The organism is Pseudomonas rhodesiae (assembly GCF_007858255.1).
GTDB lineage: Bacteria > Pseudomonadota > Gammaproteobacteria > Pseudomonadales > Pseudomonadaceae > Aquipseudomonas > Aquipseudomonas rhodesiae.
In genome coordinates this window covers 108,833-125,969 of the sequence record NZ_VFEU01000008.1, presented here as the reverse complement: position 1 = coordinate 125,969, position 17,137 = coordinate 108,833, and the positions used below count along the sequence as shown (strand labels likewise).

Annotated in this window: 16 protein-coding genes; 8 read left to right on the top strand and 8 right to left on the bottom strand. The window is 60.9% G+C overall.

The genetic code is table 11. From position 1 onward, the window contains the following. The first annotated feature begins 94 nt into the window (after positions 1-94). Together FIV35_RS14540 and FIV35_RS14535 are read left to right on the top strand one after the other, a co-directional pair. A complete protein-coding gene (locus FIV35_RS14540; RefSeq protein WP_034136968.1) occupies positions 95-712 on the top strand; it encodes a glutathione S-transferase N-terminal domain-containing protein in 618 nt (205 codons plus the stop codon). A 17-nt stretch (positions 713-729) separates the two neighbouring features. After that, the gene (locus FIV35_RS14535; RefSeq protein WP_034136969.1) at positions 730-1,149 is read left to right on the top strand and encodes a ClpXP protease specificity-enhancing factor; all 420 of its coding nucleotides are present in this window, start codon (positions 730-732) and stop codon (positions 1,147-1,149) included. 62 nt (positions 1,150-1,211) lie between these two features. On the opposite strand, the gene FIV35_RS14530 is transcribed toward FIV35_RS14535, so the two are convergent. Further along, positions 1,212-2,801, bottom strand: a complete 1,590-nt coding sequence (locus FIV35_RS14530) for a glucan 1,4-alpha-maltotetraohydrolase domain-containing protein (protein ID WP_034136970.1) — start codon at positions 2,799-2,801, stop codon at positions 1,212-1,214. Between the two features lie 263 nt (positions 2,802-3,064). Here FIV35_RS14530 and FIV35_RS14525 point away from each other — a divergent pair, with 263 nt between their 5' ends. After that, positions 3,065-3,814 carry a FadR/GntR family transcriptional regulator gene (locus tag FIV35_RS14525; RefSeq protein ID WP_034095883.1) on the top strand — a complete coding sequence of 250 codons (750 nt, stop codon included), beginning with the start codon at positions 3,065-3,067 and terminating at the stop codon, positions 3,812-3,814. Positions 3,815-3,852: 38 nt separating this feature from the next. On the opposite strand, the gene FIV35_RS14520 is transcribed toward FIV35_RS14525, so the two are convergent. Then, complete coding sequence (locus tag FIV35_RS14520; protein WP_034136971.1) at positions 3,853-5,007, bottom strand: hypothetical protein; 1,155 nt, start codon at positions 5,005-5,007, stop codon at positions 3,853-3,855. A gap of 234 nt (positions 5,008-5,241) precedes the next feature. Here FIV35_RS14520 and kdgD point away from each other — a divergent pair, with 234 nt between their 5' ends. The 5 genes from kdgD to FIV35_RS14495 all read left to right on the top strand — a co-directional run bounded on the left by kdgD (position 5,242) and on the right by FIV35_RS14495 (position 11,784). After that, entirely contained in the window at positions 5,242-6,153 is a 912-nt protein-coding gene (gene kdgD, locus FIV35_RS14515; protein ID WP_034095885.1) for a 5-dehydro-4-deoxyglucarate dehydratase, read from the top strand. Positions 6,154-6,207: 54 nt separating this feature from the next. Further along, a complete protein-coding gene (locus FIV35_RS14510) occupies positions 6,208-7,653 on the top strand; it encodes an aldehyde dehydrogenase family protein (protein ID WP_034136972.1) in 1,446 nt (481 codons plus the stop codon). Between the two features lie 96 nt (positions 7,654-7,749). Continuing rightward, on the top strand, positions 7,750-9,114 hold the full coding sequence (locus FIV35_RS14505) for an MFS transporter (RefSeq protein ID WP_034136973.1): 1,365 nt from the start codon (positions 7,750-7,752) through the stop codon (positions 9,112-9,114). Positions 9,115-9,124: 10 nt separating this feature from the next. Then, on the top strand, positions 9,125-10,678 hold the full coding sequence (gene garD, locus FIV35_RS14500) for a galactarate dehydratase (protein ID WP_034111764.1): 1,554 nt from the start codon (positions 9,125-9,127) through the stop codon (positions 10,676-10,678). 164 nt (positions 10,679-10,842) lie between these two features. Next, complete coding sequence (locus tag FIV35_RS14495) at positions 10,843-11,784, top strand: AEC family transporter (RefSeq protein ID WP_034136974.1); 942 nt, start codon at positions 10,843-10,845, stop codon at positions 11,782-11,784. Here FIV35_RS14495 and FIV35_RS14490 read toward each other — a convergent pair. From FIV35_RS14490 to gatC, 6 genes are all read right to left on the bottom strand, one after another. Continuing rightward, positions 11,781-12,161, bottom strand: coding sequence for a carboxymuconolactone decarboxylase family protein (locus FIV35_RS14490; RefSeq protein ID WP_034095890.1), 381 nt, complete (start codon positions 12,159-12,161; stop codon positions 11,781-11,783). The genes FIV35_RS14495 and FIV35_RS14490 overlap by 4 nt on opposite strands. Then, positions 12,158-13,204 (bottom strand): calcium/sodium antiporter, encoded by a 1,047-nt coding sequence (locus tag FIV35_RS14485; RefSeq protein ID WP_034136975.1) that lies wholly within the window; start codon positions 13,202-13,204, stop codon positions 12,158-12,160. The genes FIV35_RS14490 and FIV35_RS14485 overlap by 4 nt, the downstream gene beginning before the upstream one ends. Before the next feature lie 66 nt (positions 13,205-13,270). After that, complete coding sequence (locus FIV35_RS14480; protein ID WP_034136976.1) at positions 13,271-13,642, bottom strand: septal ring lytic transglycosylase RlpA family protein; 372 nt, start codon at positions 13,640-13,642, stop codon at positions 13,271-13,273. Positions 13,643-13,800: 158 nt separating this feature from the next. Further along, entirely contained in the window at positions 13,801-15,246 is a 1,446-nt protein-coding gene (gene gatB, locus FIV35_RS14475) for an Asp-tRNA(Asn)/Glu-tRNA(Gln) amidotransferase subunit GatB (protein ID WP_034095893.1), read from the bottom strand. A 10-nt stretch (positions 15,247-15,256) separates the two neighbouring features. Further along, entirely contained in the window at positions 15,257-16,708 is a 1,452-nt protein-coding gene (gatA, locus tag FIV35_RS14470; protein ID WP_034136977.1) for an Asp-tRNA(Asn)/Glu-tRNA(Gln) amidotransferase subunit GatA, read from the bottom strand. Positions 16,709-16,724: 16 nt separating this feature from the next. Next, the gene (gene gatC, locus FIV35_RS14465) at positions 16,725-17,012 is read right to left on the bottom strand and encodes an Asp-tRNA(Asn)/Glu-tRNA(Gln) amidotransferase subunit GatC (protein WP_003171764.1); all 288 of its coding nucleotides are present in this window, start codon (positions 17,010-17,012) and stop codon (positions 16,725-16,727) included. Between the last annotated feature and the right edge of the window lie 125 nt (positions 17,013-17,137).

The following is a 17,137-nucleotide window of genomic DNA, read 5'->3' as shown; positions in this document are numbered from 1 at the left end:
CCGTAGCGACCTGGTCATCAGGTACTACAGAGATGCTCTCTGGGCGCGCTCGTTTTTGAGCTTTCGATAATTTCAACAAGCGAGGAGGACCGCCATGGGCGTGACCAATCGGTTGGCCTGTTACTCCGACCCCGCCGACCACTATTCCCACCGAGTACGTATTGTGCTCGCAGAGAAGGGTGTCAGCGCCGAGATCATCAGTGTGGAGGCGGGCCGTCAGCCGCCGAAACTGATCGAAGTGAACCCTTACGGCAGCTTGCCCACCCTGGTCGATCGTGACCTGGCGTTGTGGGAGTCAACCGTGGTGATGGAATACTTGGATGAGCGTTATCCTCATCCGCCTCTGCTGCCGGTGTATCCGGTGGCGCGTGCCAACAGCCGGCTGCTGATCCATCGGATCCAGCGTGACTGGTGCGGGTTGGTGGATGTGATTCTGGATTCGCGTACAAAAGAGCCCGCTCGGGTGCAGGCGCGTAAGGAATTGCGCGAAAGCCTGACCGGCGTTTCGCCGTTGTTCGCCGATAAACCTTTTTTCCTCAGCGAGGAACAAAGCTTGGTGGATTGCTGCCTATTACCCATACTCTGGCGCTTGCCGATTCTGGGCATTGAACTGCCTCGGCCTGCCAAGCCGTTGCTTGATTACATGGAGCGCCAGTTTGCGCGTGAGGCTTTCCAGGCGAGTCTGTCTGGTGTCGAACGCGATATGCGCTAAGGCTTAAGGAGCCGTTGATGAACTCCAGTCGACCCTACCTGGTCCGCGCGCTCTATGAGTGGATTGTGGACAACGATTGCACCCCGCACATGCTGGTCAATTCCGAATTTCCTGCGGTTCAGGTACCGCAGGGGTTTGCCAGTGATGGACAGATCGTGCTGAACATCTCGCCCAGTGCCGTGCGTCATCTGCACATGGACAACGAAGCGGTGAGCTTCGAAGGGCGTTTTGGCGGTGTGCCCCATACGCTGTATGTGCCGATTGGCGCCATTCTCGGGATTTATGCCCGTGAGAATGGGCAAGGCATGGTGTTTGATCTGGAGTCGCCCTTCGAGGATGACGAAACGATCGACGGCGAAGAGGGCGACGATATGCCGCCACCGGACACTGAGCCTCCGCGTCCCAGCGGTCGTCCTAGTCTGAAAGTGGTGAAGTGACAAAACGGCGTCGTTCGCACGTCGGTTGAAAAATGCCTCGGTCTTGCCGGGGCATTTTTTTGTCAAAAACTGCCTACGGCCTCGGTGCCGGCACCGGTGATCAACGAGTTGTCAGGGTCCTTTTGCCAATAGGCTTGGTTGACGTTGCTGAGGCTGCGGATCACACATTTCCATTTGATGGCTTGCTGGGTCGGCCATACCACGGCGCCGCTCCACCGATGCGGCGCTGTTGGCCTCAGTGAGATGGCGTGGGCCGGATCCCAGGCGCCCAGTTCAACCGGCGAACCCACGGCGTACACTGCCTGCCCATTGCCAGGGTTTGCATTGTCGCAGTGTAGTGTCGTCGTGGTGTCTTCCGGTGCCGAGCGAGTTTGCCAGGCTCGAATACGCTCTGCGTCCGCGAACAGTGCCTGGGTAAAACCCTCCGGGATCATGCTGAGGTTCGCGTCCAGGGCGATCAATAAGCGCTGGCGACTGCCATTGATCGTAGCCACCAATCCTGAATAGTGGCTCTGAAAGCGGATGGGCGAGTCGGCTCGAATGCCGGCGTCCTTGCGCAGTTTGATCAGCGTGCGAATCAGATCGCCACGGCCCCAGTCGTACATGTCGGGCCAATACACCGTGGGTATGCCGGGGCTCAGCAGAATGTAAGCGTAGGCGATGTTGCGCTTGTCTTCGGGTACAGGCCAGTGGTGCTGCCCGCCGTATTGCCCCGGGGAATAGCCGGTGTCGTGGTTGTCGACGAACGTCACCGCAATCTGCCGCCAGGCTGGGTCCGGGTTGCTACTGAGGCCGTGCCGCCATTCGGCGAGGCTGCCATTTTGCAGGCGCTCCTTGAGCGCGAAATCGAAGACTGCGCAACGCGATCTGTCCGACCAGTCCTTGAGAATGTCCTGCCAGCTGGCTTTATTGCGCCAGTCGCTGGCGGGAAACTCGCCAGGGCTTTTCCACAGTTCGCCAACGCAGAACGCTTGGTCGCCAAAATCTTTCATCCACAGGTTGACCCGCTCCGGCGCATAGCCGCGCACAAAATCGAAGCGCAAGCCCTTGGCGCCGTAGTTATCCCGCAGGTTCCTGAACTCCTGCATCATGCGTGACGAAACCTCCGGACTGCTGGTGTTGAGGTCGGCCTTGCCGCTATCAAACGGGTCGCCTTCGTCGCAGCTTGACGCAGGGGTGGGGGAGATGCAGTCAGTGCGCCACAGCTTGAGGCGCCGAAGAAAGCGCACCTGGGTGCCGGGGAGGTTGTCGTTCATATGGTTAGGCACTACGTCGTACACCGCTTGCACGCCAGCGCTCGATAAGGCGTCAACCGCTTGTTTGAGCTGGGGTTCGCTGCCGTAATTGCTGTTTTTGTCAAAGTCGTGCCAGAAGTAACCCTCCCCGCCGCCGGAAGTCCCTGAGTTCGCGTCGACCCAGCTGGATTTATCGACCCAGGCGGGAGGCAACCAGATTTTGGTGAAGCCATCGCGCCCGATGGTGGGGGCCATTTGTTTCAGTATTTCGTACCACGTTTGCGGGGTCGTGCGACTGGAGTTCCAGTGGAACCCCTGCAATATGACGTCCTCGCCCCCGCCGTTGCGTACGCCCGGGGCAGCCAGAACGACGCAGGTCAGCAGCCAGGCTGCGCATAACAAAGTAAGGCGTTTCATGAGCGCTCACCTGGGTGTCGGAACAGGCTTGACTCTGCGACGGTCTGGTGAGGTTGTCTGCTGTCATATCTGACAGGAGCAGGAGAACGTTTCGCACTCACTGCCGCGGCTGAAGTAACCGGTGGGTCTATCCGAACACGGGTAGGTACGGCGGCGATATGTACTACGCGCGCGAAAGCCGATGAAAGTGCAGCGCGAGCGGTGATCATACAACCGTCATGGGCTATGATGCCCCTTCAGTTCACCGACAAAGATGACCCCACATGGAAAACGCCAACACCGCCCCTCGTCTTCCCCGCAAGCGCCGCAGCCTTGCTCAGGAATTGGTCACGGTGTTATCCGAGCAAATCCGCGATGGTCAGCTCAAACGTGGCGATAAGCTGCCCACCGAGTCGGCGATCATGGAAGCTCATGGGGTCAGTCGCACGGTGGTGCGTGAAGCCATCTCACGTTTGCAGGCCGCAGGCCAGGTAGAGACCCGGCACGGCATCGGCACTTTCGTGCTGGATACACCAAGCCCCAGCGGCTTTCGTATCGACCCCGCTACCGTGGTGACCTTGCGCGATGTGTTGGCGATTCTGGAGCTGCGGATCAGCCTGGAAGTGGAGTCGGCCGGCCTCGCCGCGTTGCGTCGCAGCGATGAGCAATTGGCGGCCATGCGCGCGGCACTCGACGCGCTGAACGAAAGCGCCGCGCACGCGGGGGATGCGGTTGCGTCAGACTTCGCGTTCCATCTGGAAATCGCATTGTCCACCGGCAACCGTTACTTCACTGACATCATGACCCACCTGGGTACCAGCATCATTCCTCGGACCCGCCTGAACTCCGCACGCTTGGCCCATGATGACCAACAGCACTACATGGACCGCCTGAGCCGCGAGCACGAAGAAATCTACGAAGCGATTGCCCGCCAGGATTCGGACGCGGCACGAGCGGCCATGCGTTTGCACCTGACCAACAGTCGCGAGCGGCTGCGCCATGCCCATGAAGAGGCGCAGGCGCAGCGCGGGTGAGTCTCAGGGTTTGATCATCGACGGGGCAACGGTTGTGATCAGACCGGTGTATTGGGTTCGTAGTCCTTGAGCAACAAGTACGTACTCCATCCCCACCAATCATTCGTCCACTGCTTGTCGTTCAAGTCATTTACGTCCTTGCGCCGCAGCACCTTGTCGCCCTCCCTCTTGAACAGCGGCGAAAAGTTGTTTGCCGGGTTTTGAGCGGCATTCAGGTCCGGCACGTACAGCGGCGCCTTGAAGGTGGCCGGGGAGGGCGCGGTGCCGCTGAGGAAAGTGTCGAAGATTTCGTCCGCCGAGGCTTGCACCGCGCGTTTGACTTGGGCCCGACTGGCCGCATCGGCGCTGTCGAAGTAGCGCTTATCCCCGTAGGCATGCCATTCGTCACCCATGGCATTGCGCACCTTGAGCCCGAATTTACTGTCTTCGTCGTGCATGAAACGGCTGATCAGCGAGCCGAGTTCTCCGGGGGTAACCACGGCGGCCAATTGCTTGCGTGGCACGCGCAGGTGGCCGGCGGAAAACAGATCGGTCAAAAAATGATCGGCAAAACTGTTCATGGCATAGGCCAGTTCCAGCGCCTGGTCGGTGCCTGTCTGATGAGCTATCACTGCCTGTTGCAGGGCTGCGGTATGCCCGGCGAGGTAGGCCGACAGCGCCCACTCGCCGAAGTGGTCGGCGTTGTCCGCCGCCAGTTTCAAGTAACGTCCCAGCGGAATCAGCGCCGACACCGCGCTGCCGCCACCGGTGATGCGGTTCCACTCCTCGGACAAGCTATCGCCCAAGGCGTCGTACGCCTCATGAGGCTGTTTGCCTGCCTTGATTGCCTGGTTGACCGCGTTGATCTCCTTTTGCATCACCCCAAGGATGTTGCGTGCTTCTTCCCGTGACGCCGGCAACACGGCCAGGGAATTGAACGCGGCCGTGAAGCGTTGCACACGCTCGGCGGGGGAGGCACCATCGCTGATCGGTTGGCCAGGGATGCCGTAGAAGTCGCCACCCAGGGCGATCACTTGGCCGTAAGTCAGTGCCAGCCCGTTGGGCAGATGCAGCTCAACTTCTCGCGCAGGTATCGGCGCGGCGTCTTTGGCGAAGCGCAGCAGCGTATCGTCGCCAATTGACGTGTGTTCGCCGCCTTCGAAGCGTAGGGTCGGTGGGTTTTTTTCGGGTAATGCGAGTTCAAGACCTGACATGTTAGCTCCTTGCTAAGTCGTAGGAATCTTCCTTGGTTACTGTATGTATATACAGCTACGGCGAGCATAGAGCATAAATTTCCTACGTCAAGAATGCCTGTTTCAACACTCTTTGCCGGGAGGTTGATGAATTGCAGTTGACGAATAGTTTTATAGTTGTACGATGACGTACGACATCATCAAAACCAACAACAAACCTTTCGACAGAAAGTCTTTACCCAGGGTGTTCGAATAATGAATCCACAAGAACTGAAGTCCATCCTTTCCCACGGTCTGCTGTCTTTCCCCGTGACCGATTTCAACGCGCAGGGTGATTTCCACCAGGCGGGTTACATCAAGCGCCTGGAGTGGCTGGCCCCGTACGGCGCCACCGCCTTGTTCGCCGCCGGCGGCACCGGTGAGTTTTTCTCCCTGGCCGCCAGCGAATATTCCCAAGTGGTAAAGACTGCTGTTGATACCTGCGCCACCAGCGTGCCGATCCTCGCCGGCGTCGGCGGTTCGACGCGTCAGGCTATCGAATATGCTCAGGAAGCCGAGCGTCTGGGGGCCAAGGGCCTGTTGCTGCTGCCGCACTACCTCACCGAAGCCAGCCAGGATGGGGTTGCCGCCCACGTTGAAGCCGTGTGCAAATCGGTCAAGATTGGCGTGGTGGTCTACAACCGCAACGTCTGCCGTCTGACTGCGCCGCTGCTGGAGCGTCTGGCTGAGCGCTGCCCGAACCTGATCGGCTACAAGGACGGCCTGGGTGACATCGAACTGATGGTGTCGATCCGCCGTCGCCTCGGTGATCGGTTCAGCTACCTGGGCGGCCTGCCCACCGCAGAAGTTTATGCCGCTGCCTACAAGGCTTTGGGCGTACCGGTGTACTCCTCGGCGGTGTTCAACTTCATCCCGAAAACCGCGATGGACTTCTACCACGCGATCGCCAAGGATGATCACGCCACCGTCAGCAAGATCATCGACAACTTCTTCCTGCCTTACCTGGACATCCGCAACCGCAAGGCCGGTTATGCCGTGAGCATCGTCAAGGCCGGCGCAAAAATCGCCGGTTATGACGCCGGCCCAGTGCGCACACCGCTGACCGACCTGCTGCCGGAAGAGTACGAAGCCCTCGCCGCGCTGATCGATAAGCAAGGCCCGCAATAAGACATTTACAAGGCCGCTGAGCAATCAGCGGCCTTTTGCGTCAGGAGAAGATTCGTGTCCCAAGCCAAACGCTTTGAAAACTACATCAATGGCCAGTGGGTGGCCGGTGTGGACTATTGCACCAATATCAACCCGTCGGAGTTGTCTGATGTCATCGGCGAATACGCCAAGGCTGATGTTGCTCAAGTCAACGCCGCCATCGACGCCGCACGCGCCGCGTTCCCGGCCTGGTCCGCCTCGGGCATTCAGGCCCGCCACGATGCGCTGGATAAAGTCGGCAGCGAAATCCTCGCCCGCCGCGAAGAACTCGGCACCCTGCTGGCCCGTGAAGAGGGCAAGACCCTGCCCGAAGCCATCGGTGAAGTGACTCGCGCCGGCAATATCTTCAAATTCTTTGCTGGCGAATGCCTGCGCTTGTCCGGCGACTACGTGCCGTCGGTGCGTCCGGGCGTCAACGTCGAAGTTACCCGCGAAGCCCTTGGTGTGGTTGGTTTGATCACCCCGTGGAACTTCCCGATTGCCATCCCCGCATGGAAAATCGCCCCGGCCCTGGCCTACGGCAACTGCGTGGTAATCAAGCCCGCCGAGCTGGTGCCGGGTTGCGCCTGGGCCCTCGCGGAAATCATCTCCCGCGCCGGTTTCCCGGACGGTGTGTTCAACCTGGTAATGGGCAGCGGCCGTGTGGTCGGTGATGTGCTGGTCAACAGCCCGAAAGTCGACGGCATCAGCTTCACTGGTTCCGTCGGTGTCGGCCGTCAGATCGCCGTCAGCTGTGTGTCGCGTCAGGCCAAAGTGCAGTTGGAAATGGGCGGCAAGAACCCGCAGATCATTCTCGACGACGCCGACCTCAAACAAGCGGTCGAGCTGGCGGTACAGAGCGCGTTCTACTCCACCGGGCAACGTTGCACAGCGTCCAGCCGTTTGATCGTGACCGCCGGCATCCACGACCAGTTTGTCGCGGCCATGGCCGAGCGCATGAAGTCGATCAAGGTCGGCCATGCCCTCAAGAGCGGCACCGATATCGGCCCCGTCGTGTCCCAGGCCCAACTGGATCAGGACATGAAATACATCGATATCGGCCAAAGCGAAGGCGCGCGGTTGGTCAGCGGTGGCAGCCTGGTGACGTGCGACACCGAGGGTTACTTCCTCGCGCCGACTTTGTTCGCTGACAGCGAAGCGGCCATGCGCATCAGCCGTGAAGAAATCTTCGGGCCAGTGGCCAACGTGGTGCGCGTGGCGGACTACGAGGCAGCCCTGGCCATGGCCAACGACACCGAGTTCGGCTTGTCGGCCGGTATCGCCACCACGTCGCTGAAGTACGCCAATCACTTCAAGCGCCACTCCCAGGCCGGAATGGTGATGGTCAACCTGCCGACCGCCGGCGTGGATTATCACGTTCCGTTCGGTGGGCGTAAGGGCTCATCCTATGGTTCGCGTGAGCAGGGTCGCTATGCGCAAGAGTTCTACACCGTGGTGAAAACCAGCTACATCGGTTCGTAAGACGCAATACCCCGTGGGGCCGGACGCCTGCCGGCCCCACGACCAAAACAGAAAACCATTACCCGCAAAAAAAATAATTAGTGGGAGTACTTCTACATGCAAGCGACCAAGCCGACCCACGTCCGCTATTTGATCCTGCTCATGCTCTTTGTGGTGACCACGATCAACTACGCCGACCGGGCCACCATCGCCATCGCGGGCTCCAGCCTGCAAAAAGACCTCGGCATCGACGCGGTCACTCTCGGTTACATCTTCTCCGCATTCGGTTGGGCCTATGTGGCCGGGCAAATTCCCGGTGGCTGGCTGCTGGACCGGTTCGGCTCGAAAAAAGTCTATGCCCTGAGCATCTTCACCTGGTCCCTGTTCACCGTGCTGCAAGGCTATGTGGGTGAGTTCGGTGTTTCCACCGCCGTGGTCGCGCTGTTTATGCTGCGCTTCCTGGTGGGCCTGGCCGAGGCACCTTCCTTCCCGGGTAACGCACGCATCGTCGCGGCCTGGTTCCCGACCGCTGAACGGGGCACCGCCTCGGCGATATTTAACTCGGCGCAGTACTTCGCCACGGTGCTGTTCGCGCCCCTGATGGGTTGGATCGTCTACCGCTTCGGCTGGCAGCACGTGTTTATCGTGATGGGCGTGATCGGCATCGTGTTCTCGCTGATCTGGCTGAAAGTGATCCACAGCCCCCGCCAGCACCCGATGATCAACGAGGCCGAGCTCAATCACATCGCCGCCAATGGCGCGATGGTCGATATGGATCAGGACAAGGCCAAGGGTAAGAAAACCGACGGGCCGAAGTGGGATTACATCCGCCAGTTGCTCACCAACCGCATGATGCTCGGGGTGTATCTGGGCCAGTACTGCATCAACGGCATCACCTACTTCTTCCTGACCTGGTTCCCGGTATATCTGGTGCAGGACCGTGGCATGACCATCCTCAAGGCCGGTTTCATCGCCTCGTTGCCGGCGATCTGCGGCTTTATCGGCGGCGTGCTCGGCGGGGTGATTTCCGATTACCTGCTGCGCAAAGGCCACTCGCTGACCTTTGCCCGCAAGGCGCCGATCATCGCCGGCCTGCTGGTTTCCAGCAGCATCATTGCGTGCAACTACGTGGATGTGGAGTGGATGGTGGTGGGCTTCATGGCCTTGGCCTTCTTCGGCAAGGGCGTTGGCGCACTGGGCTGGGCGGTGGTGTCCGACACTTCGCCGAAACAAATCGCCGGCCTCAGTGGTGGCTTGTTCAACACCTTCGGTAACCTGGCGTCGATCACCACACCGATTGTCATCGGCTACATCATCAGCACCACCGGTTCTTTCAAATGGGCCCTGGTGTTTGTCGGCGCCAACGCGCTGGTGGCGGTGTTCAGCTACCTGGTGATCGTCGGTCCGATCAAGCGCGTGGTGCTCAAAGAGCCGCCCGCCCAGGGGCCTGAAGTAACCCACCTTACCCAAGCGCATTCCTGAGGTTCGTGTAATGCAGTTGATTGAACATGCCGACTCGCCGCGCTCGATTCGTTTGCACGAGCGCGACAACGTAGTGATCGTGGTCAACGACCAGGGCGTACCGGCCGGGACTGAGTTCCCGGACGGCCTGGTGACCGTAGACTTCATCCCCCAGAGCCACAAAGTGACCCTGGAAGATATTCCCGAGGGCGGTCAGATTATTCGTTACGGCCAGACCATCGGGTATGCCTTGGCGCCGATTCCGCGTGGCAGTTGGGTCCAGGAAGATCAACTGCGCATGCCCACCGCGCCACCGCTGGATAGCCTGCCGCTGTCTACCGAAGTGCCCGAGGGCCAGGCGCCGCTGGAGGGCTATACGTTCGAGGGCTACCGCAATGCCGACGGCACCGTCGGCACGCGCAATATCCTGGGCATCACCACCACGGTGCAGTGCGTGACCGGCGTGCTGGACCACGCGGTCAAGCGCATCAAGGAAGAGTTGCTGCCCAAGTACCCCAATGTCGATGACGTGGTGGCGCTGACTCACAGCTACGGCTGCGGGGTGGCGATCACCGCGACGGATGCCTACATCCCGATCCGTACCGTGCGCAACCTGGCGCGCAACCCGAACCTGGGGGGCGAAGCCCTGGTGATCAGCCTGGGCTGTGAGAAATTGCAGGCCGGCCAGGTGATGCACGACAACGACAGTTCCGTCGACTTGAGCGAGCCGTGGCTGTATCGGCTGCAGGACTCCAGCCACGGTTTCACCGAGATGATCGAGCAGATCATGGAACTGGCCGAAGTGCGCCTGAAGAAGCTCGACCAGCGCCGCCGGGAAACCGTGCCGGCGTCCGAGCTGATCCTGGGCATGCAGTGCGGCGGCAGCGATGCGTTTTCCGGTATCACCGCCAACCCGGCCCTGGGCTACGCCTCGGACTTGTTGCTGCGGGCCGGCGCGACGGTGATGTTTTCCGAAGTCACCGAAGTGCGTGATGCCATCTACCTGTTGACCTCTCGCGCACAGACGAAGGAAGTGGCCGAAGAGTTGGTCAGAGAAATGGACTGGTACGACCGTTACCTGGCCAAAGGCGAGGCAGATCGCAGTGCCAACACCACGCCGGGCAACAAGAAAGGCGGGTTGTCGAACATTGTCGAGAAGTCGTTGGGCTCCATCGTCAAGTCCGGCAGCAGCGCAATCAATGGCGTGCTCGGCCCTGGCGAGCGCTTCAAGGGCAAGGGCCTGATCTTCTGCGCCACTCCGGCCAGCGACTTCGTGTGCGGCACGTTGCAACTGGCGGCTGGGATGAACCTGCATGTGTTCACCACCGGTCGTGGTACGCCCTATGGGCTGGCGATGGCGCCGGTGGTTAAGGTCTCGACGCGTACGGAGCTGGCGCAACGCTGGCCGGACCTCATCGACATTGACGCCGGCCGTATCGCCACCGGGCGCGCAAGCATTGAGGAGCTGGGCTGGGAGTTGTTTCACTTTTACCTGGACGTGGCCAGCGGCAAGAAGAAGACGTGGGCCGAGCATCACAAGCTGCACAACGACATCACGTTGTTCAACCCGGCGCCGATTACCTGAGACCGAGGCGTCTGCATCGGGGGCAAGCCCCCTCCCACATTTGAAGGTATTCACAATTCAAACTGTGGGAGGGGGCTTGCCCCCGATAGCGGTCTAACAGGCACCCCTGAGCTGTATGGCTTATCATTAGCCACCTAACGACGCTCACCAAGGTTCTCCCCGGCATGCTGGCTATCTTCCTCACCACCCTCACGATCACCGCGCCGGTGTTTGCCATGCTGTTTCTGGGAGTGCTGCTCAAGCGCATCAACTGGATCAACGACAACTTTATCCACACTGCATCGTCCCTGGTGTTCAACGTCACCATGCCGGCGCTGTTGTTCCTGGGCATCCTGCATGCGGACCTGCACTCGGCGCTCAAGCCGGGCCTGCTGATCTACTTTTGCGTCGCCACGCTGGTGAGCTTTGCCCTGGCTTGGGGGTGGGCGATCTTTCGTTGCCCCAAGGAAGATCGCGGCATCTACGCCCAAGGCGCGTTTCGCGGTAATAACGGCGTGATCGGCCTGGCACTGGCGGCGAGCATGTATGGCGACTACGGCATCTCCCTCGGCGCGATCCTCGCGGCGTTGGTGATCCTGTTCTACAACACGCTGTCGACCATCGTGCTGGCGGTGTATAGCCCGGTGATCAAGTCCGACCCGTGGAGCATCTTCAAAAGCGTGGTCGCCAACCCGCTGATCATCAGCGTGATCACAGCCGCGCCGTTCGCTTACTTCAAGATCGGTTTACCGGGCTGGTTGGAAAAGTCCGCGCAATACCTGGCAGACACCACCTTGCCACTGGCCTTGATCTGCATCGGCGGCACCTTGTCCCTGGCGGCGCTGCGCAAGAGCGGCAGCATGGCGTTGAGCGCGAGCCTGATGAAAATGATCTGGCTGCCGCTGCTCGCCACGCTCGGCGCGTGGCTGCTGGGCTTTCGTGGGGCGGAACTGGGAATTCTGTTCTTGTACTTCGGTGCGCCGACCGCAGCTGCCAGCTTTGTGATGGCCCGGGCGGCCGAGGGCAATCATGAACTGGCGGCGGCGATTATCGTGATCACCACGCTGATGGCGGCGGTGACCACGAATATCGGTATTTTCGTGTTGCAGGCCGGGGGCTGGATCTAGGCGTCTTTCTGGTAGCTGTCGATCACTTCCTGCGCCGCTCGAAACGCATCGATGGCGGCCGGCACCCCGGCGTACACCGCGCAGTGCAGCAGGGCCTCGCGGATCTCTTCTACGCTACAGCCATTGTTCAACGCGCCACGTACGTGGCCTTTGAGTTCTTGCGGGCACTTGAGCGCGGTCAGGGCGGCGAGGGTGATCAGGCTGCGGGTCTTGAGGGGCAAACCGTCGCGGTTCCACACGGCGCCCCAGGCGTGCTCGTTAACGAAGTCCTGCAGCGGCTGGGTGAAGTCCGTGGCGTTGCCCAGTGCGCGGTCGACAAACGCGTCGCCCATCACCTGGCGACGCATCTCAACTCCAGGTGTTTTCTGCTCGGTCATGACGATTCCCTCTTGTGTTGGCGGCGCCAGGCTCGCAGCGTGCTGAACAACAGAAACGCCACCAGCACTGGCAGGATGTAATACACCATCAAGTGTTCAAGTTTGTTGGCCAGGGGCATGCCGGTGGTGAACGACATCACATGCAGCCCATACGCGAGGTACAAGCCCAGCAGCACCAAACCTTCGGCACGGGTCACGCGGTAGCCGGTATAGAACACCGGCAGGCACAGCACCACTACGCCGAGCATCACCGGCAAATCGAAAACCAGTGCGTTGGGCGAGACCGACAGCGGCGACGGCGCCAGCACAGCTGTCAGGCCCAGCACACCCAGCAGATTGAACAGATTGCTGCCGATCACGTTGCCCACGGCGATTTCCCGCTGCCCACGCAGGGCGGCGATCAGGGAGGTGGCCATGCACGGCAGCGAAGTGCCGACGCCGATCAGCGTCAGGCCGATGATGCGTTCCGACAGGCCCAGGTCGCTCGCCACATCCACCGCCGCACCGAGCAACAAGTGCCCGGCCAGCACCAGCACCAGCAAACCGCCCAACATCAGCAGCACGCTGCTCAGCCATGGTGCCTGGGCCACGGTGTCGAGGGTACGCGGCCGCCGTGAGTGGCGGGTCTGGTAGTGCAGCACACCGAGGTAGGCGATCAGCGCCACCAGCAGCAGCGCGCCATCGACCGGCGTGAGTTCCTCGTTGGCGGCCAGGGTAAATACCAGCAGCCCGGCGAGGATCATCACCGGAATATCCAGGCGTACCAGTTGTCGCGAAACCCGCAGTGGGATGATCAGCGCAGAAAGGCCCAGGGTCACCAGGATGTTGAAGATGCTGCTGCCAATCACACTGCCCACGGCAATGTCGGTATTGCCGGCCAAGGTGGCTTGCAGGCTGACCGTCATCTGCGGTGCGCTGCTGCCGAAGGCGACGATCGTCAGGCCGATGATCAATGGCCGCACCTTAAGGCTGGCGGCCAGGCGCACCGCGGCGCGTACCAGAATTTCGGCGCCGACAATCAGCAGCAACAGGCCGCTGATCAGTTCCAGCAGGCTCCAGGGGGAGAGGGCGGTTAATCCGAAAATGGTCAGGGCTCCTTGCGTTGTGGTTCAGTTGCTCAGGGCCTGCACGCGAACCCGTGCGGTGCCGCTGCTCAGCATGCCCAGTTGCTCGGCTGCCTTGCGTGAGAGGTCGATCAGTCGCCCACGGGTATGCGGGCCGCGATCATTGATGCGCACCACCACGGAGCGGTCGTTGTTCAGGTTGGTCACCTTGACCTGGGTGCCGAAAGGCAGTTGCCGATGGGCGGCGGTCAGGGCGTTCTGGTTGAAGAGTTCACCGCTGGCAGTCTTCTTGCCGTGGTGTCTGGCGCCGTAATAGGAAGCGGTGCCGGTTTCGTCGTAGCCGTTGGGGTCGATGATGCCGCTGGCGCAACCGCCTAAAAGAGAGAACAGGGCCAGGAGGCCGAGTAGACGCTTCATTCTAAGGTTACCCCGTTACAAATGTGGGAGGGGGCTTGCCCCCGATAGCTGAGTGTCAGCCGCCACTGGGTTGACTGAATCACCGCTATCGGGGGCAAGCCCCCTCCCACAGGGAGTCCGAGTTAAGCGTGAAGTCTCACTCGGACCATTCATCGTTGTCAGCCTTCAAGCTTGCTTTTGAGCAGTTCGTTCACCTGTTGCGGGTTGGCCTTGCCCTTGGACGCTTTCATGGCCTGGCCGACAAAGAAACCGAACATCTTGCCGCGCTTGGCTTCGTCCGCTGCACGGTACTGCTCGACCTGCTCGGCATTGGCCGCCAGCATTTCATCGAGAACGGCCGAGATGGCGCCGCTGTCGGTGACTTGCTTGAGGCCGCGCTTTTCGATGATCTCATCGGCACTGCCTTCGCCGCTGGCCATGGCTTCGAACACGGTCTTGGCGATTTTGCCGGAGATGGTGTTGTCCTTGATGCGCAGCAGCATGCCGCCCAGTTGCTCGGCGGTGACCGGTGCCTCGTCGATTTCCAGGCCCTGCTTGTTCAGCAGGCTGCCCAGCTCGACCATCACCCAGTTGGCCGCCAGTTTGGCGTCGCCGGCAATGCTCACGACTTTTTCGAAGTAGTTCGCTTGCTCGCGGCTGGAGGCCAGCACGCTGGCGTCGTAGACCGACAGGCCGAACTGCGCCTGGAAGCGCTCGCGCTTTTGCTGTGGTAATTCCGGCAGAGTGGCGCGGATGTCATTGAGGAACGAGTCCTCCAGCACCACCGGCAACAGGTCCGGGTCGGGGAAGTAACGGTAGTCGTTGGCTTCCTCTTTGCTGCGCATGGCGCGGGTTTCGTCTTTGTTCGGGTCGTACAGGCGCGTCTGCTGGATGACCTTGCCGCCGTCTTCGATCAGTTCGATCTGACGCCGCACTTCGCTGTTGATCGCTTTCTCGATGAAGCGGAACGAGTTGACGTTCTTGATCTCGCAGCGGGTGCCGAACTCGACCTGGCCCTTTGGCCGAATCGACACGTTGCAGTCGCAACGCAGCGAGCCTTCTGCCATGTTGCCGTCGCAGATGCCCAGGTAGCGCACCAGGGCGTGGATGGTCTTGACGTAGGCCACGGCTTCCTTGGCGCTGCGCATGTCCGGCTCGGAGACGATTTCCAGCAGCGGCGTACCGGCGCGGTTCAGGTCGATGCCGGTGGCGCCAGGGAATTCCTCGTGCAGGCTTTTGCCGGCGTCTTCCTCAAGGTGCGCGCGGGTCACTCCGACACGTTTGATGGTGCCGTCTTCCAGCGGGATATCCAGGTGGCCCTTGCCGACGATCGGCAACTCCATCTGGCTGATCTGGTAGCCCTTGGGCAGGTCCGGGTAAAAGTAGTTCTTGCGTGCAAATACGTTGTGTTGGCCGATTTCGGCGTCAATCGCCAGGCCGAACATCACCGCCATGCGCACCGCTTCTTCGTTCAGAACCGGCAACACGCCGGGCATACCCAGGTCCACCAGGCTGGCCTGGGTGTTGGGTTCGGCACCGAAAGTGGTGGCGCTACCGGAGAAAATCTTCGATTGGGTGGCGAGCTGGGTATGAATCTCCAGCCCGATCACGACTTCCCATTGCATAGTGTTCTCCTCAGAAGCCGGTAGGGGTGCGAGTGTGCCAGTCAGTCTGCAACTGGTACTGGTGCGCCACATTGAGCAGGCGGCCCTCCTGGAAATACGGGGCGAGCAATTGCACGCCTACCGGCAGACCGTCGACGAAACCGGCCGGCATGGACAAGCCTGGCAAGCCCGCGAGGTTGGCGGTGATGGTGTAGAGGTCTTCCAGGTACTCGGCGATCGGGTCGCCGGTCTTGGCGCCGATCTTCCAGGCCGGGTTCGGCGTGGTCGGACCGAGGATCACGTCGACTTCTTCGAAGGCGGCCATGAAGTCGTTCTTGATCAAACGACGGATTTTCTGCGCCTTGAGGTAGTACGCGTCGTAGTAGCCGGCCGACAGGGCATAGGCGCCGACCATGATGCGGCGCTGCACTTCGGCACCGAAGCCTTCGCCACGGGAGCGTTTGTACAGGTCGGTCAGATCCTTTGGATTCTCGCAGCGATAGCCGAAGCGCACGCCGTCGAAGCGCGACAGGTTGGAGGAGGCTTCCGCCGGCGCGATCACATAATAGGCAGGAATCGCGTGCTGGTTGTTCGGCAGGCTGATTTCCTTGATCACGGCGCCGAGTTTTTCCAGCTCCTTGATGCTGTTGTTCACCAGCTCGGCGATGCGCGGGTCGAGGCCGGCGCTGAAGTATTCCTTCGGCACGCCGATGCGCAAGCCCTTGATCGAAGTGTTGAGGCTGGCGCTGTAGTCCGGCACCGGTTCATTGATGCTGGTGGAATCCTGCGGGTCGAAGCCGGCCATGCCTTGCAGCAACAGTGCACAGTCTTCGGCGGTGCGTGCCAGCGGGCCGCCCTGATCGAGGCTGGAGGCGTAGGCGATCATGCCCCAGCGGGAAACGCGACCGTAGGTGGGCTTCAAACCGGTGAGGTTGGTGAACGCCGCCGGCTGGCGAATCGAGCCACCGGTGTCGGTGGCGGTGGCGGCCGGCAGGAAACGTGCGGCAACGGCGGCTGCCGAACCGCCGGAGGAGCCGCCCGGCACATGTTCCAGGTTCCACGGGTTTTTTACCGCGCCGAAGTAGCTGGACTCGTTGGCCGACCCCATGGCGAATTCGTCCATGTTGGTCTTGCCCAGGGTCACGGCCCCGGCTGTCGCCAGCTTGGACACCACGGTGGCGTCATAAGGCGCCTTGAAGTTGTCGAGCATCTTCGAGCCGCAGCTGGTGCGAATGCCCTGGGTGCAGAACAGGTCTTTGTGGGCGATCGGGGCGCCCAGCAGTACGCCGGTCTCACCGCTGGCGCGACGGGCGTCGGCGGCCTTGGCCTGGCTCAGGGCCAGTTCTTCGGTGAGGCTGATGAAGCTGTTGACCTTGGGGTCCAGCGCGGCGATACGCGCCAGCAGGGTCTTGGTCAGCTCTTCGGAGGAAAACTTTTTATCGGCGAGACCGCGGGCGATCTCGGCCAGAGTCATGTGATGCATGAAAGGCTCTTTCCCTTTAGTCGATGACTTTCGGAACCAGGTACAGGCCGTTTTCGACCGCTGGCGCGATGGACTGGTAGGCCTCGCGATTATTGCGCTCGGTCACCACGTCTGCGCGCAGGCGCTGGCTGGCTTCCAGCGGGTGAGCCAGGGGCTCGATGCCGTCGGTGTTTACGGCCTGCATTTGGTCAACCAGCCCGAGAATGCTGTTCAGGGCTGCGGTGGTCTGTGGAAGATCGGCTTCATTCAGGCCAAGCGAGGCCAGATGAGCGATTTTTTCCACGTCGGAGCGTTCAAGCGCCATGGGAATCTCCTGTGGAAAACAGAACGGAGGCTGTCCGTGTGTTAGATTGTCGGAACACTACCGCATTTCTACGGTCTTACGGCCGCGATTGTGGGGGTTGGTGCACAGAAAGTCGGCCAATTTAG